The following is a 16,456-nucleotide window of genomic DNA, read 5'->3' on the forward strand; positions in this document are numbered from 1 at the left end:
AGAAATGATCGAACAACAACTGAAAGACGAACTGCAGATACGGCAGATGGTGGAGCGCTGGGCCGTGTGGCGTGACGCCGGCGACTGGGCGCGCTTCGCCACCGTGTGGCACCCGCAGGGCGTGATGATGGCCACCTGGTTCCAGGGCCCGTTTGCGGAGTTCATCCGCGTCACGCAGGAAGGCTGGGCCAAGGGCGTGAGCATCCTGCACTTCCTGGGCGGCTCGGCGATCGAGGTGGCGGGTGACCGCGCCATCGCGCAGACCAAGATGACCATCTCGCAGCGCGGCATGGTCGACGGCGCCAACGGCCCCGTGATGTGCGACGTGGTCTGCACCGGCCGCTTCTACGACTTCGTGGTGCGCGAGAAGGGCGAATGGAAGCTGCTGCACCGCCAGCCCATCTACGAAAAAGACCGCATCGACCCGATCGACTCCACCGCCGTGCTCGCGCTCGACCAGCAGGCCCTGGCCCAGATGCCCGAGGGCTACCGCCACCTGGCCTATATCCAGACCCGCATCGGCTACACGGTGAAGATGGACATGCCCATGCTCAAGGGCCCCGAGGTGGACGAGCTCTACCGCCGCGGCGCGCGCTGGCTGGCCGGCGGTGAGCTCGAGCGCGAAGTGAATCCGGGCTGAGCTGAGATTCATGCGGCGGGCGCGGGCCGCTGTTCAACCGCGCCGATACAACAAGGAGACAAGACATGAACGCACTCGATCTGACGTGCGGGGGACCGGCTTCGCCGCTTCGCCGCCAACTGCTCGCCGCCGTGCCGGCCGCCGCCATGGCCGCGATGGCGCCGAACGCCGCCTGGGCGCAGGCCGACTACCCGAACCGCCCGCTGCGCGTGATCGTGCCGCAGCCGCCCGGCGGTGGTTTCGACTTCGTGGGCCGCGCGCTCGCCGACCGCCTGGCCCAGCCGCTGGGCCAGCCCGTGGTGGTGGAGAACCGCACCGGCTCGGGCACCGTGGTGGGCACCGACGCCGCCGCCAAGGCCCCGGCCGACGGCTACACCCTGCTCACCGGCTCGGTGTCGAACATGGTCCTGAACATGGGCCTGTACAAGAACCTCTCGTACGACAGCCTCAAGGACTTCGAGCCCGTGGGCCTGGCCGTGAGCTACAGCTACACGCTGCTGGGTCGCAACAGCCTGCCGTTCAACAACCTGGCCGGCCTGGTGGCCTACGCCAAGGCCAACCCCGGCAAGCTCACCTACGCCTCGGCCGGCAACGGCTCGGGCCAGCACGTCATTGCCGCCGCGCTCTGGAGCCTGGCGGGCGTGGACATTGTGCACGTGCCGTACCGGGGCGCGCAGCCGGCCTACGCCGACCTGCTGGGCGACCGCGTGGACCTGTTCTTCGACCTCACGCCCACCACCCGCGCGCACGTGGACACCGGCAAGCTCAAGGCCATCGCCGTCTCCAGCGCCGAACGCAACCCCATGCAGCCCACGGTGCAGACCATCAACGAGTCCGGCACCGTCAAGCTGGAGCTGGAATCGTGGTTCGGTTATTTCGCGCCCAGCAAGACCCCGCCCGAGGTGCTGGCGCGGCTTCGCACGGAATTGGCGAAAATCATCGCCACGCCCGAGCTTCAGGACACCTTCCGCAAGGCGGGGGGCTCACCCATGAAAATCAGCGTGGCCGACACCAAGACCATGCTGGCACGGGACGTGCAACGCTGGACCGGCCTCATCAAAGCCGCCAACATCAGCCTGGACTGAGTTTTTCTTTTTCTACCTTCTGCCTCACACCATGACCCTCGACGCGCAAGCCCTCGACCAGATCTTCCTCAAGGCGCGCACCGCCAACACCTTCCTCGACAAGCCCGTGCCCGACGAGCTGCTGAAGCAGGTGTACGACATCGCCCGCATGGGGCCGACCTCGATGAACACGCAGCCCGCGCGCTATGTGTTCCTCAAGACGCCCGAGGCGCGCGCGCGCCTGCTGCCTGCGCTCTCGCCGGGCAACCTGGACAAGACGCGCGCGGCGCCGGTCACGGTCATCGTGTGTGCCGACAACCGCTTTCACGAGTTCATGCCCCAGGTGTGGCACCGTGAAGGCGCGAAGGAGAACTTCGAGAGCAACCCCGCGCTGAGCGAAGCCACGGCCACCCGCAACAGCACGCTGGGCGGGGCCTACTTCATCATCGCGGCGCGCGCGCTGGGCCTGGACTGCGGCCCCATGAGCGGCGTGGACCTGGCCAAGGTGAACGCCGAGTTCTTCCCCGACGGCCGCTGGCGCGCGAACTTCCTGATCAACCTCGGCTACGGGGATGGCAAGGTGTTCGACCGCAATGCGCGCCTGAGTTTCGAGCAGGCTTGCCAGGTGCTCTGAACGGGCCGCGGGTGGCGGTGGCCGTTCTGCCGCTCGCGCTGTGACCGTGATGCGATACTTTCGCTCCTAGCTGGCGGAGCGTTGGGCATTTCAGCCTGCGGCACGACGCTTCGCAGGGTCGCAGTCTGTGTCGGACTGCCTGAAAGCCAGAGATGACAAAAGCCTACTTCAACATCTCCGGCAGCGGGATCGCGCTCCCGCGCCGGGTCGTGAGTTCCTCGGAGATCGATCGTCGCATCGGCATGCCGGACGGGCATGTCGCAGCAACCTTTGGAATCAGGCAGCGCCGCTGGGCGGATGCGGAGGAAACAAGCTCCGCGTTGGCTGCTCAGGCCGCCCGTCAGGCCTTGCAGGACGCTGGGTGGGCTGCCGACAGTGTGGATGTCATTGTGGGCGCCTGCGGCGTGATGGAGCAGCCCATCCCGGGAACCGCGCCCCTGGTGCAGCGCCGGCTGGGGCTCGGAGGCAGTGGAATCGCTGCCTACGACGTCAACGCGACCTGCCTGTCCTTCTTGCTCGCGCTCGATCACGTGCTGGCCGGCTTCGCGCTCGGCCGCTGGCGACGCGCGCTGGTGTTCACCGCCGATATCGCATCGGCGGCGCTCGACTTCGACAACCCCGAGGCGTCCGTCATCTTCGGAGACGGTGCCGCTGCGTTTGCACTGGCGGCCGATGGCCCACATCAGTGCCTGGGGCTGCGCCTGGAAACCTACGCTGACGGCGCTGCGCTGTGCCGTCTGGAGGCTGGTGGAACGCGGCTGAGGCCTGCGGACGGGCTGGACCAGTTTCTGGCCGCGGCGAAATTCCGCATGGACGGGCTCGGTGTGTTCCGTGCGACTGCCCGCCGGTTCCCGAAATTCATGGAGAGACTGCTGGGCGCGGCCGGCACGCGCCTGGATGGCATCTCGACCGTGGTGCCGCACCAGGCCAGCCAACCGGCTCTTCAACATCTCAAGCGCTATGTGCCCGACGGGCATGCGAAGACGATCGATCTCTTTGCGGAGCACGGCAATCAGATCGCTACCAGCCTGCCGCATGCCTTGCACGTCGCCAGGGTCACCGGTCGCCTGAGACCGGGGGAGCGCGCGCTGCTGATCGGCTCGTCTGCCGGCATTTCCCTTGGCGGAGCCGTGCTGCAGTGGTGAACGGCCGCGTCCTGGTGACGGGCGCTACCGGCGGCCTCGGGCGCGTGCTGGTGCCAGCGCTCGCGGCGCAGGGTTGCGAGGTTGTCGCGACCGGTCGACAGGACCACATCGGCCGTGCGCTGGTGGGGCCGGGCATCTCTTTCCGCGCCGCCGACCTGACGCGGGATGCGCTCGATCCGTTGCTGGACGGCGTCGACACCGTGTTCCACCTCGCCGCCCTGTCCTCGCCCTGGGGGCGGCGCGCGGCTTTCGAGATGGCCAACGTGACGGCCACGCACCGTCTGCTGGAAGCGGCACAGGCACACGGCTGCCGCCGCTTCATCCACACGTCGACGCCCTCGATCTACGTCGACCGGCGCCACCAACTTCTTCTGACCGAAGACTCGCCTCTGCCCTCGCGTTGGGTGAACGACTATGCGCGAACCAAGTTCGAGGGCGAACGACTGGTGCGCAAGGCGGCCTCGACGGGCATGGCCACCGTGGTGTTGCGCCCGCGCGCGATCGTCAGCCCCTTCGACTCCGTGCTGTTGCCACGTCTGCTGCGGGCAGCGGATCGCGGGGCTGTCTGGCTTCCCGCGGGTGGGCGGGCGCTGGTTGAACTGACCGACGCGCGCGACGTGGTCGCTGCCTTGCTGGCCGCGTGCTCGCTCGCCGAGGCCGTGAACGGACAGGTCTTCAATGTTTCCGGTGGCAAGCCGATGCCCATCGCCCAGATTGCGTCCCTCGTGTTCGATGCCCTGGGCCGGCCGCTTCGCGTGCACTCGATCAACCCCCATCTGTCGCTCGCCATGGGGGCCTTGGCCGAAACGCTGGCACGGCTGTGGCCCAGCCGGCCCGAGCCGCCGCTGACGCGCTACGGCGCCATGGTGGCTGCATGGTCCCAGACCTTCGACCTGACGGCGGCGCGCACCCGCTTGCAATGGACACCGCGGCATTCGCCCGAGGACGCCATCATCTGGGCGCTGCAGGAGGGGGCGCATGCGTGAGGTGGCGGTTCACGTGCTGAACGCTGGCTGGTGCAACCACCCGGAAGCCATGACGCTGCATGGCGGTACCTGGCGGGCCACGCCGTTTCCGGCATTGCCGGCCTTGTTGCTGCACCCGATCGAAGGGCCGGTGTTGTTCGACACGGGGTATGCGCCCGCTTTCACAGAGGCCACGCAGACCACACCAGAGCGCTTCTACCGCTGGCTCACGCCCATGCACCTGCCCGATGGGCACGATGCGGCGTCTCGCTGCCGCGAACTGGGGATATCGCCCGAGGAGGTGCGCCACGTCGTGCTGTCGCACTTCCACGCCGACCATGTCGCGGGCCTGCGGGCATTCGGCCATGCGGCCGTGCACTGCGCGCGCGCCGGGTTCGTGGGTGCCATGCAGGGCGGCCGTTTCAGGAGCGTCTGCAACGGGGTCTTGCGTGGGCTGTTGCCCGTCGACCTGCCCGAGCGCGCGCTGTTCTTTGAAGATCGGCCGCGCGTGGCCTTGCCACGGGATCTGCACCCATTCGAGGAGGGTGCCGACCTGCTCGGCGATGGATCGCTGTTGGCCGTGGAACTGCCTGGGCATTGTCCAGGTCATTGGGGCCTGCTGGTGGCGGATCGTGCCCGGGGCTTGCATTTCCTGGTGGGCGATGCCGCCTGGTCGTCGGATGCGATCACCCGGAACGTGCCGCCGCCCGCCATCACGACCGCCTTCCTTGGCACAACCGGCGTCGCCCGGCGGACTCTCGCCGCGCTGCATTCCCTGCACACCCGCAACGCCGATGTCCTGATCACGCCTTACCACTGCCGACAGCGTGCTGCAGCCGCGCGCGCGGAAGCGGGCGAGCAGCCATGACACGGGCTGTGCTCGTCACCGGTGCCCGCGCACCCGTCGCCATCGAGCTGGCGCGCGCCTTCGCGGCGGCGGGCCACCCTGTCTCGCTCGGCGATTCCGTGGCCGCGCATGCCGCGCGTGCAGCGCGCGTGGGGCGTGGCCAGGTGCTTCGGCTCCCGCCGGCCCGTCATGCTTTCGCCGCCTATGCCGATGCGCTGCAGGACTGGGTGCAACGCCACCCGGATGGCGTCATCGTCCCGACCTGCGAGGAGGTGTTCTACGCGGCGGAGGCTGGGTCGCGCCGTGGCTTCGCGGCGCAGGTGATGGCGCCACCGCCGGACACGCTGCGACGCCTGCACTCCAAGATCGAGTTCGCCGCCTGGGCGCGCGAACTGGGCATCGCGGCGCCCGAGACCACGGCCATTGCGTCCGCGCGGGAGGCCTCAAACCTCGCCGTGGACGCCCGGCAGGGTCTCGTGCTGAAGCCGGAGTTCTCCCGCTTCGGAACGGCAACCCTGATCCGGCCCACTGCGCGTCAGCTTGCCGGGCTGCAGGCCTCCGTGGACTGCCGTTGGGCTGTGCAGGCGTTCGTTCAAGGCGATGAGATTTGCCTGTGGACCGCCGCCGTTGACGGTGACATCGTTGCCAGCGTTGCTTACCGGCCTCTCTGGCGCCTCGGCCGCTCCGCGTCCTTCGCTTTTGAAGCGATCGACTGCCCGGCGGCGCTGGAGGTGGCTCGCACGCTGGCCGCCGCTGGGCGCATCACCGGGCAACTGTCCTTCGACATCATCCTGCGCCCTGACGGCGAGGCCGTACCCATCGAATGCAATCCCCGCGCGGTCAGCGGGGTGCATCTCTTCTCTGGCGACGCTGCCTTGGCGCAGGCGATGCTGGGCAGCGGTCCGCCCGTGCACCGCACGCAAGGGCTGGCGTATCTCGGCCCCGCCATGGTCCTCCTGGGCATGCCCCAGGCCCTGCGGGACGGTGAGCTGCGGCGCTGGGCCGCGGACATGCGCCGTGGCCATGACGCCCTGCTCGGCGCTGGTGGGGTTCTTGTTGCTGTGGGTGCGCTGCTGGACGCCGGGCGCTTCGCCTGGACCGGCCTGTCGCGCCACCGCAGCCCAGCGCGGCAGACCACCGATGACATCGAGTGGAACGGCGAGGTGATCCAGTGAGCGCGGTGCTGTTCGATCCGCTCGATCCGCCGCCCGATGCGTGGCCGGCAGGGCGTCCCGTGGAACGGCAGTACATCGAGGCCATCGCTCAGGCAAGTGTCAAGGCCATGGTCTCGAACGTGCGCACGCGCTGGTGGGCCTTGCGCAGCGGCGACCGGGTGTACCCGGTGACCGTGAACGATCTTGAGCGCGGGGACAGTTACGTCTGCCTGCCGCGCAGCGCCTACGTGTTCTACGGGCGGGAGGAGCTGGCGCTGGTGGACGTCGGCGCGTGGCGACCCCTGCTGTTGGCGGCCATCTCCGGGGTCGATGTCCTGTTGCGCGCGGCCCGGATCGACCGGATCGTGCACGTGGACAACTGGCTGCTGTCCACCAACCTGCACGGTGACTGGGACGGCAGCGATCTCCCGCAAGTGCGGCAGACCGTGCAGGAGCGCTTTCCCCATCACCACATCGCGGTGCGATCGGTCGACCCGTGGTCTTCACCGCGCCTGACAGCTGCGCTGCAAGCCGACGGCTGGTTGATGTTGCCCAGCCGGCAGGTGTGGGTGATCGATGATGTGGCCAGCGGCTGGAGGCCGCGCAAATCGGTCGGTCATGACGCCAGGATCCTGCGACGCAGCGGCATGAAGGTGGAGGAACTGGAGACCTTGCGGCCCGGCGACGCCGAACGGATCGCGCAGCTGTATCGGATGCTGTATGTCGACAAGTACTCGGCCCTGAATCCCATCTTCACACCCGCATGGATCGAGCTCACGCACCGCTCGGGGTTGTTGCGCTATCGCGTTGTGCGCGACCACGACGGCGCCATCCTGTCGGTGGCGGGCAGCCTGGTGAGGAACGGGGTCCTGACGCCACCGGTGGTGGGGTACGACACGGCGCGCCCGCGTTCGGAGGGTTTGTACCGGATCGCCAGCTACTTGTTCTCCGAACAGGCGCAGGCGTTGGGTGCGCGGTTGCACGCGTCGGCGGGGGCGGCCGATTTCAAACGGGTGCGAGGCGCCCGGCCGGTGGTTGAATGCACCGCCGTCTGGACCGGGTCGGTACCCCGGTGGCGCCGCTGGCTGCTGCGATGCTTCGCGGGCGTGCTGTGGCAGGTGGCGGTTCCCATCCTGCGGCGGAGGCAGCTGTGAGCGCCCAGTGGCCGGTGGCCGTCGCAGCGGGCTGGCATCCGCTGGCGCACTCGCACGAACTGAGGCGTCCACTGGCGCGAACGCTGATGGATGTGCCGGTGGTGCTGTTTCGCGCCGGCCCGGATGCGGTGGCGCTGGTGGATCGGTGCCCTCATCGCAACGTGCCGCTCTCGCGCGGCAAGGTTTGCGCTGGCCACCTGGTCTGTGCCTACCACGGGTGGCGCTTCGATGGCCGCGGCCATTGCGTGGGTGTGCCCGGCGCCCATACCGTGCCCGACGTCGGAGCGCGGGCGCTGGCCGTGCACGAAGCCGCCGGGCTGGTGTGGGTTTCGCTGGCCACGCAGCCCCCGCCTTTCCCGGTGCTGAGGCCCGAGCTCAGTGACCCGTCGCTGGACCGGTTCTGGTGGCCCTTGCCCGCGAGCAGGGCGCGCCTGCTCGACGCGATCGAGAATCTGCTGGACCCTGCGCACCCTCATTTCCTGCATCCGTATCTCGTGCGGCGTCCGGATGCGCGGCGAGCGGTGGACGTTCGCTTCACCAGCGGTGCGGCCGGCGGCGAGGCTCGCTACACCGAGGCGGGTACGGCGTCGGCGTGGCTGCCGCGCCTGTTCGAGGGCCGTCGCACAACCAGCATCGGTCGCTACGCGGCGCCGACCACCGCCCAGCTCGCCTTTGAAAGCGACCACGCGTTCACCCTGGCCATCACGGTGGTCTTCGTTCCCGAATCCCAGGATCGAACACGCCCGTTTGCGCATTTCGCCACGCCTCGCGGTTTGCTGCCCGCGTGGTTGAAGCGGCAGGCGCTGATCGCGTTCCATACCCCTGTGCTGCGCCAGGACCGGCGCGCCCTGGCTTTGCAGGCCGAGACCATCGAGTGCATGGGGGGGCCCGACTACCACCACGGGCCGCTGGATCTCTTCGGTCCGCTGATCTGGCGCCTGGCGAACGGCCATGTACCGCCCGACGAAGAGCGCGAGCTTCAGTTCTGGCTGTGAGTGGCTGCGGCTGGCGGCGTCCAGGCGCGGCGGACGCGGCGCAGCTTGCGGTCCATCGGCACATCCATCGTGTGGCCGAGGGTGAGTTCCACCGGACCGACCGCCATGTCCTCCAGCCGTGATTTCAGGGCCTGCAAGACCCGGTCTTCGACCCCGGCGGGTACGTCCAGCGGCAGCATCACTTCAATGCGGTCGGGTGCTGTCTGCACGGCGCGAAAGTCGCGGATCGCTGACGACGCATCGACGATGGCGTTGCGGATCAGGTCCGGCGTCACCATCCGCCAGGCGCCCGAGCTCGTCTGCAGCCAGAAGACATCGTCCTGACGTCCCTCCACGCGCGAGATGGGCTGCAGGATCGAGCCGCAGGGGCAGGGTTGCGCCTGCAGAGCCAGCAGGTCGTTCATGCGGTAGCGGATCATGGCCTGCGCGCGGCGGGTGAAGTCGGTGACCAGCGGGGTCCGCAGGCTCGAGTCAGGGCTCGGCCGTTGCCACTCGAAGTGGACGACGTCTTCCGCCAGATGCAGTGTGCCGTGCGCACACGACACGCCGAAAAGGCCCTCGGTCGCCATGTAGATCTCGCGCACCTGGGTGCGCGCATGGTGTTCTATGGATTCGCGATCCAGCGGGTCAAGCACCTCGGCCCCGCTGAAGATGCGTTCCGAGCGCAGCACGCCCCGTTCCGCCAGGTGGCGAAGCACTTTGGGGGGCGCCACGATGGTGTCCGCATCAAAGCGCTTGAACGCATCGAGCCAGGCGTCCACGCCCTGTGCAAGATCGAAGTACGCCAGCGAGATCCTGCTGCCGGAAGAAGCGGACCGGTACAGGCGCGAAAGACCGGGCAAGGCCAGCGCGACCCGGTGCCGGCGCCAGAGGGCATCGGGGAGGGCCTTGGCCAGCAGTGTGCCCAGCCAGGCGTAGCGCTCCGCGTCGGTGATGACGTAGTAGCCGCGGTTGCCGGACGTGCCCGTGCTCTGGCCAACCACGTGCCCGGAAAGCGCTTCATTGCCGCTCGCCAGCGTCTCGCGCACGCTCTCCAGCGTGATGCCAGCGCGATTGCATGCCTGGAAGTTGGCCAGGAGCTGCGGCTTGTCCATGATCGGCAGCGCCGCGAGGGACGACGGGCTGCTGTTCCGGTAGTGCGTGAAGTGCCGCTGGGCATGCGCCAGCAGCGCGCGAACGCGCATGGCCTGGTAGGCCTCGAGCTGCGGCCGGGACCGCAGGCTCGCCGCGAGCCAGCGGGTGCGGCCGAACGCGGCCGCGGCGGCAAGGTAACCCACGTGCATGAATGGTGCTTTGAACCCTGGATACTGGCCGCAACGGTGTGAAGCGCAACCGCCGGGAACTTTACACGCAAGCAGCGTCAGCTGGCGTTGAAGCCGTGCCGCGCGACGGCGAAGGGCACGATGTCGATGCTCGCCCACAGGCCCAGACCGCGGAACGGGTCTTGCGCGTTGAAGGCTTCGGCCTCGGCGCGGTCCCTGGCCTCGATGATGAAAAGGCTGCCGGTCATCTGCGAGCGGTCTTCGCTCAGGAGCGGGCCCGCCAGCAGGATCCGGGTCGGGGTGGCGCCCAGGTACGCGCGGTGCAAGTGGATGTTCTCGGCGCGCAGGGAGGCGGTGTTCGGTTTGTCTTTGCAGTAGATGGCGAAGACGGGGGTGTCGCTCACGGGTGGTCCTGATGTGAAAGAGGTGAGGGGAGTTGAAGGCCGCCAGGTTCTCGGCCCGGCGGCCCGCGCATGCATCAGAGCCGGACGTCGACCGGCTGGCCGAGCCGGCCGCTCTCTGCCAGGGCCACCAGCGTGGCGGCGTTCTCGATGCTGACCACCGCCGCGCGTTCCATGGCCTGGGTGTCGCGCTCGCGCACCATGCGGGCGAAGGCTTCGGCGGCAAAGCGGAAACCGCTGCCCGTGGCGGTGGTCTGCGGCTCGAACGGGAGGTTGGCGGCAATGCCCCGGCGCACGCGCAGCTCGCTGGGCAGATAGCCCACCGCATTGCCGGCGGCCTGGTCGCTGGTGTGGTTGAGGAACTCGGTTTCGATGGTGCCGTCGCTGCCGTTGATCGTGGCCCGGCGCACGTTGGCCACGTCCATCGCGCAGGAGAGCTGTGCGCGGCGTCCATCGGCGAAGTACAGCGTGGCCGTGGTGCTGATGTCCACGCCGCTGTCGGCCCAGGTGGCATCGGCCGCCACGCGCACGGGCGCAGCACCCATCACGAGGCGGATGATGCTCAGCGCGTAACTGCCCGCATCGAGCAGGCTGCCGCCCCCCAACTCGGGTTGCATGCGGATGTTCTTCAGGTTCATCAGACGGAAGCCGAACACGGCCTGCATGGAGCGCACCTGGCCGATCGCGCCTTCTTCGATCAGGCGCACCATGGCCTGCGTCTGCGGCTGGTGGGCATAGGGGTAGGCTTCCAGCAGCAGCACGCCGTGTTGGCGTGCGGCGTCGAACATGGCGCGGGCTTCGTCCGGCCCCATCGCCAGCGGCTTTTCGCACAGCACGTGCTTGCCCGCCGCGGCGGCCTTGATCGCCCATTCGGCGTGCAGGCTGTTGGGCAGCGGCAGATAGATGGCCTCAACATCGGGGTCGGCCAGCAGGGCCTCGTAGCTGCCGTGGTGCCTGCCGATACCCTGTGCCTCGGCGAAGGCTTTGGCATTGGCGGCGTCGCGGCTGGCCACGGCCACGAGGTTCACGTGTTCGCTCGGTGTGACATCGCGGGCGAATTGTTTGGCCACGTTGGCGCAGCCCAGAATGCCCAGGCGCAGCGGGGCGGATGGCTTGTCGGAAACGGTCATGAAAACGGGGTCCTGTTCAGGGTGAGAGGTATCGCGGGGCGTGCGGTCAGGCGGCGGCGTCGGCCTCGTAGGGCTCGCCCAGGTTGAGCATCAGGCGGTTGGCCCAGCCGAACATGGCGGTGGCGTGCACCGCGTCCAGGATGTCCAGCGGCGCCACGCCCGCGTCTTTCAGGCGGCGAAGGCTCTCGGTGTTGACGTTCTGCGGCGTGAGCGTGAGTTCGATCGCGAAGGCAATGAGCGCGCGCTCGCGGGCGTTGGTGCCCGCGGTGGCCGGGTCTGCGTAGACCTGCGCAATCACATCGTTGCGCTTGGCCAGTTGCTCGAAGAAGCGCGAGTGCACCGAGCAGCAGTACACGCAGCCGTTGACGCGCGACGCGACCAGGGCGCACAGTTCGCGCTCGGCGCGCGAGAGGCCGCGCGGGGCATACATCACGGCGTTGAAGGCGGCCGAGCGGATGTCCAGGATGTCCGGGTTGTGCACCAGGGTGAGGTAGTAGTCGGCCGTCTTGGCGGACTGGTGGCTGGCTTCGAGCACGGCGATCTGCTGCGGCGTGGCGGTCTCCAGCTTCACCACGTCAAGCCAGGCGCGCCACATCAGCATGCGGTTGGTGAAACCGTTGGCTTCCACGTTGGCGCTCACGCGCAGCATGTCGTTGGAGAGCATTTCGTGGTCGGGCGCGGCTGCGGCGGGAGTTTCCGGCGTGCCTTCGGCCGCGTCCATGGCGCGCAGGCCGGCGACGATGCGCGTCTGGTACGACAGGAAGGACACGAGTTGCGCCAGCAGCACGGTGTCGGGGGTGCTCAGGCCGGCGGCGGGCAGCTTCATGAGTTCGGCGCGGTCGCCTTCGATCGGGCGCGTGGCCAGGATGCGCGTGAAGTTGAGCAGGGCGGCGAGCTGTGCGTCCACGCCAGCACTCAGTTCGGCGGGGGTGCCGGTGTCCACCAGGCGCACCGTGCGGGCATCGGCGCCGAGCGCCTGCAGGCGTTCGCGGTAGTGTGCGGCCAGGGTCTCGGACGGCGTGAGGCGGCAGGCGTAGAGCGCGACCAGCAGGCGGTGCGTGAGAGAGAGCGGGCCCGTGTCTTCCACGGCTTCGCCGAAGAACGCATCGTGGCTGCGCTGGGCCGTGGCCACCACCTTGTCGCGCTGGTGCCGCAGCGCATGCACGGGCGAGCCTTCGGCCAGTTGGGCGATGTCGTCGATCAGGTCCTGTTCCAGGACGGGGGCGATGGGGGTGTTCATGAAGCGATGCTCTCTTTCTGGGGTCGGTAAGGGGTCCATTCGTCGCCGAACACTTCGGGTTCGGCGAATGCCTCGATGGCCTCGAAATAACGCGGGAAGTTCTCGCGGTACAGCAAACTGGCGATGCCCTCGGACAGGCGGCGCGCGGCCACCGAGATGCCCGGGATGTCGCCGGACACGTAGCCGTGCGTCAGGGCGGACGGGAAGTTGAAGCAGTGGATGTGGTCCAGCCCGGGGCAGGCGCCGGGCACGCGCTCCTGCAGCTCGAAGGCCCGGCCCAGATCGGGTGAGGACGCGAGCTCGGCGTCGTCCTGCCCCGGCGGGGCCACGAAGCGATCGCCCCACGAGCGCACGTGCGCCGCGAACGGCGCGAACGCGGCGCGCTCGGACCAGTCGATGTGAAAGCCGGTGGAGAAGACCATGAAGTCGAAGTTCATGGTCTGCTCGGGCGTGGTGACGCGCAGGCCGTCGCCGACCGCCTGCACGTCGAGCACCGGGCAGCCGAGGTGGAAGCGCGCGTTGGCGTGGCGGGAGACGCGCTGCACACTGGCGCGCGGTGGCGGCACCTGCTGCACGTTGATGTAGTGGCGGATGCGCCACTTGTCTTCATCGGGCAGGTCCCAATGGCCGAAGGAAAAACCGGAATTGCCGGCGCCCTTGACCTTGTTGATGCGCGGAATGTCGCGGCGGCGGATCAGCAGGTCCACGCTGGCCGCGCCGGCTTCGAGCGCGGAGGCGGCGCTGTCCATCGACGACGCGCCCGCGCCCACCACGCCCACGCGCAGGCCGCGCAGGCGGTTGAAGTCGAACACGTCGGAAGAGTGGCACCAGCGGTCGGTGGGAAGGCCGTCGACGAAGGCGGGCAGGCGGCGCCCGCCCAGGCCGTCGTAGCCGGTGGCCAGCACGACACGGCGCGCGGTGTGGACCTGGGGGCCCGAGGGCGTGTCCATGCCCAGCCGCACCAGGCCGTCGGGCAGCGGTTCGATCTTCGTCACGGTGTGCTGGTTGCGCACGTCCAGTGCCATGACCTTGCGGTACCAGCGCAGGTAGTCCATCCACTGCAGGCGCGGGATCTTGTCGAGCGCGGCCCAGGCCGTCTTGCCCCACTGCGACTCGAACCAGGCGCGGAAGGTGAGGCTGGCGAAGCCCAGCGCGGGGCCGGTGAGTTCCTTGGGCGAGCGCAAGGTCTCCATGCGCGCGGTGGTGGCCCAGGGGCCTTCGAGGCCAGCGGGCGCAGCGTCGAAGTTGATCGTTTCGATGCCCAGATGGCGCAGCGCGGCGCTGGCCGCGAGGCCGAACTGGCCGGCACCGATGACCGCCACGTCGAGCACGGGTGCGCCCTCGTGGGTGCGCGGGAACACCCAGCGCTTGGCGGGCAGTTCCAGCCGGCTCAGGTCTTCGGCCAGGCGGGCTTCCAGCGCGGCCAGGCCCGCGCTGCCGTCGAGAGAGGTGGTCGGCGTCATGGTGTGGGGGTGTCCTGCAACAGGCCGAGCATGGCGTCCAGGCCGATGGTGTAGGAGCGCAGGCCGAAGCCGTAGACCACGCCGTCGGCCACGGCCGCGAGCATGGACGGAAAGCCGCGCGCTTCGATGTTGGAGATGTGGATCTCCACATAGCGCATGGGCACGGCGCGCAGGCACGAGGCGATGGCGTAGCCGTTGCGCGAGAAGCTGGCAGGGTTCATGACGATGCCCTGTACGCCTTCGTTCTCGGCGGCGTAGATGCGCTCGATGGCCGCGCTCTCGCTGTGCGTGTAGAAGATGTCCAGCTTGTAGCCGCGCGACTGGGCGTGTGCCAGACAGATCTGGTCGAGTTCGGCGGCGGTGGTGGTGCCGTAGATCTCGGGTTGGCGCTTGCCCAGGTAGGAAAGATTCGGTCCCTGAATCAACAGGATGGAAGGCGTGGTCATCTGGCGAAGTGAAAGGGTGGTGTGAAGGCGCTGCCCCGCGCTCAGCGGGTGAGCGCCTCGTAGGTGGCCTCGTCCATGAGGCTGTCGATGGCGGCCGGGTCGTCGGGACGGAACTTGAAGAACCAGCCCGAGCCCAGCGGATCGGAGTTGGCCAGCGAAGGATCGTTCACCAGTTGCTCGTTCACCGCGAGGACTTCGCCCGAGGCGGGCATGTGGACGTCGGAGGCGGTCTTGATCGACTCCACCACCCCGGCGGCGGTGCCGGCATCGAAACGGGCCCCCACCGAGGGCATTCCGACGCTGACGATCTCACCCAAGGTGTCTTGCGCGTGGGAGGTGATGCCTGCGATGGCCACGCCATCTTCAAGGCGGACCCAGACGTGCTCGTCGGTATATCGGTTCATGTTCACTCCGCTTTGATGTTGGCACGGGTGATGGTTTCGCGCCATCGGGCCGTGTCTTCCTGGATGACCTGCGCGAACGGCTTCGGGCCGGCGCAGACGATGATGTCGGTGAAGCGCGTGGTGGTCTCCGGCAGCGCGCAGGCGGTCAGCAGCGCGTTCGACAGCTTCTCGACCACCGCGGGGGCGGTGCCCTGGCGCACCATCACACCGAGCCAGACCGGAAACGCGACGCCCTGGGCGCCGGTGACCTCGGCCACGGTGGGGGCGTTGTTCATGGTCTTCAGGCGCTTGTCCGTGAAGGTCGCGAGCGGGCGCATCTTGTTGGATGCCACAAGCTTTTCCACCGAGGTGGCGCTGGTGGACAGCACGTCGAGCTGTCCCCCCATCAGGTCAGTGAGGGTGGCCGTGGTCTGGTACGGCACCTGGACGAAGCTCACGCCCATTTTTTGCGACAGCAACTCGGTCGCCAGATGCGACACTGCGCCGATGCCGGTGTTGCCCACCGTGATCTTGCCGGGGGTGGCGCGCGCGGCGGTCAGCAGATCGTTCATCGACTTGTACGGACTGTCGGGCCGCACCACGAAGGTCATCGGCATGTCGGCGACCATCGCGACCGGCACCAGATCGGCGGCCGGGTCGTAGCTCATCTTCTTGTGAAGGGACGGCGCGATGGACACCGGGCCACCGGTGGTGAAGAAGATGGTTTTGCCGTCGGCCTGTCCGTTGGCCACGAAGGAGGCGGCGATCATGCCGGAGGCGCCGGGGCGGTTGTCGACGATGACCGGCACCTCCAGCGAGGCGGCGAGCTTCTCGCCGAAGTAACGGCCGAGTGCGTCCAGCTGCCCTCCGGCGGAGAACGGCACGACCAGCCTCACCGGGCGCTTGTCGTTGACATCGCCCTGGGCCATGCCGAGGGTGCAGGTGAGCGTGGCGGCGGCGGCCAGCGCCACGCGGAAGAAAAGTGCTTTCATGGGCGTTCCTCTGAGGTGATGTGAAAGGAAAGAAAGGGGGAGGGGGCAAGGCCTGCCGAATCGGTCAGGCGCAGGAGAAGATCGACAGCACTTTCCAGGCCAGCGTGAATGAACCGAGTGATGTGCTTGCATGCTGGAAAGTCTAGAAGTACCAGCCGAGCAAAAGTTTTCTTTATTCGCCTGGACATCACTTTGTGGAGAATTATTTTCCACGCATCGGCGATTGATGAGCGGAATCCTCTTCATGCGCTAAAAATCGCGCATAACCCTATTCAGCCGAGCCCTGCGGCATGGCGTGCGGCGATGTAGCCGAACGTCATGGCGGGCCCCAGGTTGATGCCGCCCGAGGGGTAGACGCCGCCCATGATGCTGGCCATGTCGGTGCCGACGGCGTACAGGCCGGGGATGGGTTGATCGTCTCGCCCGAGCACTTGAGCCGAGGCGTTGGTCTTCAGGCCGGCGAAGGTGGCAAAGCTGCCCGGCAACACCTTCACGGCGTAGAAGGGCGCGTGCTCGATGGGGGCCACGCAGGGGTTGGGGG

At 68.3% G+C, this 16,456-nt stretch carries 18 protein-coding genes; 9 read left to right on the forward strand and 9 right to left on the reverse strand.

Translation table 11 applies throughout. The annotated features are described in order from the left end of the window. Window positions 1–4: 4 nt before the first annotated feature. The 9 genes from AC07ZS_RS21990 (at window position 5) to AC07ZS_RS22030 (ending at window position 8,598) form a co-directional block, all read left to right on the forward strand. Window positions 5–640: a nuclear transport factor 2 family protein gene (locus tag AC07ZS_RS21990; RefSeq protein WP_494800662.1), complete on the forward strand. Its 636-nt coding sequence runs from the start codon at window positions 5–7 to the stop codon at window positions 638–640. A gap of 65 nt (window positions 641–705) precedes the next feature. Continuing rightward, window positions 706–1,725, forward strand: a complete 1,020-nt coding sequence (locus AC07ZS_RS21995) for a Bug family tripartite tricarboxylate transporter substrate binding protein (protein ID WP_494800663.1) — start codon at window positions 706–708, stop codon at window positions 1,723–1,725. A gap of 31 nt (window positions 1,726–1,756) precedes the next feature. Further along, window positions 1,757–2,338 (forward strand): malonic semialdehyde reductase, encoded by a 582-nt coding sequence (locus AC07ZS_RS22000; protein ID WP_494800664.1) that lies wholly within the window; start codon window positions 1,757–1,759, stop codon window positions 2,336–2,338. A gap of 152 nt (window positions 2,339–2,490) precedes the next feature. Continuing rightward, entirely contained in the window at window positions 2,491–3,483 is a 993-nt protein-coding gene (locus tag AC07ZS_RS22005) for a 3-oxoacyl-[acyl-carrier-protein] synthase III C-terminal domain-containing protein (RefSeq protein WP_494800665.1), read from the forward strand. After that, complete coding sequence (locus AC07ZS_RS22010; RefSeq protein WP_494800666.1) at window positions 3,480–4,469, forward strand: NAD-dependent epimerase/dehydratase family protein; 990 nt, start codon at window positions 3,480–3,482, stop codon at window positions 4,467–4,469. Before AC07ZS_RS22005 ends, AC07ZS_RS22010 begins: the two co-directional genes overlap by 4 nt. Further along, window positions 4,462–5,316: an MBL fold metallo-hydrolase gene (locus AC07ZS_RS22015; protein WP_494800667.1), complete on the forward strand. Its 855-nt coding sequence runs from the start codon at window positions 4,462–4,464 to the stop codon at window positions 5,314–5,316. The genes AC07ZS_RS22010 and AC07ZS_RS22015 overlap by 8 nt, the downstream gene beginning before the upstream one ends. After that, on the forward strand, window positions 5,313–6,470 hold the full coding sequence (locus tag AC07ZS_RS22020; protein ID WP_494800668.1) for an ATP-grasp domain-containing protein: 1,158 nt from the start codon (window positions 5,313–5,315) through the stop codon (window positions 6,468–6,470). The genes AC07ZS_RS22015 and AC07ZS_RS22020 overlap by 4 nt, the downstream gene beginning before the upstream one ends. Beyond that, the gene (locus AC07ZS_RS22025) at window positions 6,467–7,603 is read left to right on the forward strand and encodes a hypothetical protein (protein ID WP_494800669.1); all 1,137 of its coding nucleotides are present in this window, start codon (window positions 6,467–6,469) and stop codon (window positions 7,601–7,603) included. Before AC07ZS_RS22020 ends, AC07ZS_RS22025 begins: the two co-directional genes overlap by 4 nt. Then, window positions 7,600–8,598: a Rieske 2Fe-2S domain-containing protein gene (locus AC07ZS_RS22030; protein ID WP_494800670.1), complete on the forward strand. Its 999-nt coding sequence runs from the start codon at window positions 7,600–7,602 to the stop codon at window positions 8,596–8,598. Before AC07ZS_RS22025 ends, AC07ZS_RS22030 begins: the two co-directional genes overlap by 4 nt. On the opposite strand, the gene AC07ZS_RS22035 is transcribed toward AC07ZS_RS22030, so the two are convergent. The 9 genes from AC07ZS_RS22035 to AC07ZS_RS22075 form a co-directional block, all read right to left on the reverse strand. Then, the gene (locus AC07ZS_RS22035; protein WP_494800671.1) at window positions 8,583–9,881 is read right to left on the reverse strand and encodes a F390 synthetase-related protein; all 1,299 of its coding nucleotides are present in this window, start codon (window positions 9,879–9,881) and stop codon (window positions 8,583–8,585) included. The genes AC07ZS_RS22030 and AC07ZS_RS22035 overlap by 16 nt on opposite strands. 77 nt (window positions 9,882–9,958) lie before the next feature. Beyond that, the gene (locus AC07ZS_RS22040; protein ID WP_494800672.1) at window positions 9,959–10,264 is read right to left on the reverse strand and encodes a YciI family protein; all 306 of its coding nucleotides are present in this window, start codon (window positions 10,262–10,264) and stop codon (window positions 9,959–9,961) included. 74 nt (window positions 10,265–10,338) lie between these two features. Then, window positions 10,339–11,391 carry a Gfo/Idh/MocA family protein gene (locus AC07ZS_RS22045; RefSeq protein ID WP_494800673.1) on the reverse strand — a complete coding sequence of 351 codons (1,053 nt, stop codon included), beginning with the start codon at window positions 11,389–11,391 and terminating at the stop codon, window positions 10,339–10,341. 46 nt (window positions 11,392–11,437) lie between these two features. Further along, the gene (locus tag AC07ZS_RS22050; RefSeq protein WP_494800674.1) at window positions 11,438–12,631 is read right to left on the reverse strand and encodes a CMD domain-containing protein; all 1,194 of its coding nucleotides are present in this window, start codon (window positions 12,629–12,631) and stop codon (window positions 11,438–11,440) included. Continuing rightward, the gene (locus AC07ZS_RS22055) at window positions 12,628–14,094 is read right to left on the reverse strand and encodes an NAD(P)-binding domain-containing protein (RefSeq protein ID WP_494800675.1); all 1,467 of its coding nucleotides are present in this window, start codon (window positions 14,092–14,094) and stop codon (window positions 12,628–12,630) included. The genes AC07ZS_RS22050 and AC07ZS_RS22055 overlap by 4 nt, the downstream gene beginning before the upstream one ends. Beyond that, window positions 14,091–14,540, reverse strand: a complete 450-nt coding sequence (locus AC07ZS_RS22060) for a type II 3-dehydroquinate dehydratase (protein WP_494800676.1) — start codon at window positions 14,538–14,540, stop codon at window positions 14,091–14,093. The genes AC07ZS_RS22055 and AC07ZS_RS22060 overlap by 4 nt, the downstream gene beginning before the upstream one ends. A 41-nt stretch (window positions 14,541–14,581) precedes the next feature. Then, a complete protein-coding gene (gcvH, locus tag AC07ZS_RS22065; protein WP_494800677.1) occupies window positions 14,582–14,944 on the reverse strand; it encodes a glycine cleavage system protein GcvH in 363 nt (120 codons plus the stop codon). 2 nt (window positions 14,945–14,946) lie between these two features. Next, window positions 14,947–15,915, reverse strand: coding sequence for a tripartite tricarboxylate transporter substrate binding protein (locus AC07ZS_RS22070; protein WP_494800678.1), 969 nt, complete (start codon window positions 15,913–15,915; stop codon window positions 14,947–14,949). A 272-nt stretch (window positions 15,916–16,187) separates the two neighbouring features. After that, window positions 16,188–16,456 (reverse strand): FAD-binding protein (locus AC07ZS_RS22075; protein ID WP_494800679.1); only part of this gene is annotated, 269 nt, incomplete at its 5' end.

It is taken from the genome of Hydrogenophaga sp. GW456-12-10-14-TSB4, from assembly GCF_059424305.1.

Bases quoted from the DNA above. Each gene is read 5' to 3' on its own strand.
- AC07ZS_RS21990 (WP_494800662.1), top strand. From the start codon at position 5: ATGATCGAACAACAACTGAAAGACGAACTGCAGATACGGCAGATGGTG.
- AC07ZS_RS21995 (WP_494800663.1), top strand. From the start codon at position 706: ATGAACGCACTCGATCTGACGTGCGGGGGACCGGCTTCGCCGCTTCGC.
- AC07ZS_RS22000 (WP_494800664.1), top strand. From the start codon at position 1,757: ATGACCCTCGACGCGCAAGCCCTCGACCAGATCTTCCTCAAGGCGCGC.
- AC07ZS_RS22005 (WP_494800665.1), top strand. From the start codon at position 2,491: ATGACAAAAGCCTACTTCAACATCTCCGGCAGCGGGATCGCGCTCCCG.
- AC07ZS_RS22015 (WP_494800667.1), top strand. From the start codon at position 4,462: ATGCGTGAGGTGGCGGTTCACGTGCTGAACGCTGGCTGGTGCAACCAC.
- AC07ZS_RS22020 (WP_494800668.1), top strand. From the start codon at position 5,313: ATGACACGGGCTGTGCTCGTCACCGGTGCCCGCGCACCCGTCGCCATC.
- AC07ZS_RS22035 (WP_494800671.1), bottom strand. From the start codon at position 9,881: ATGCACGTGGGTTACCTTGCCGCCGCGGCCGCGTTCGGCCGCACCCGC.
- AC07ZS_RS22045 (WP_494800673.1), bottom strand. From the start codon at position 11,391: ATGACCGTTTCCGACAAGCCATCCGCCCCGCTGCGCCTGGGCATTCTG.
- AC07ZS_RS22050 (WP_494800674.1), bottom strand. From the start codon at position 12,631: ATGAACACCCCCATCGCCCCCGTCCTGGAACAGGACCTGATCGACGAC.
- AC07ZS_RS22055 (WP_494800675.1), bottom strand. From the start codon at position 14,094: ATGACGCCGACCACCTCTCTCGACGGCAGCGCGGGCCTGGCCGCGCTG.
- AC07ZS_RS22060 (WP_494800676.1), bottom strand. From the start codon at position 14,540: ATGACCACGCCTTCCATCCTGTTGATTCAGGGACCGAATCTTTCCTAC.
- gcvH (WP_494800677.1), bottom strand. From the start codon at position 14,944: ATGAACCGATATACCGACGAGCACGTCTGGGTCCGCCTTGAAGATGGC.
- AC07ZS_RS22070 (WP_494800678.1), bottom strand. From the start codon at position 15,915: ATGAAAGCACTTTTCTTCCGCGTGGCGCTGGCCGCCGCCGCCACGCTC.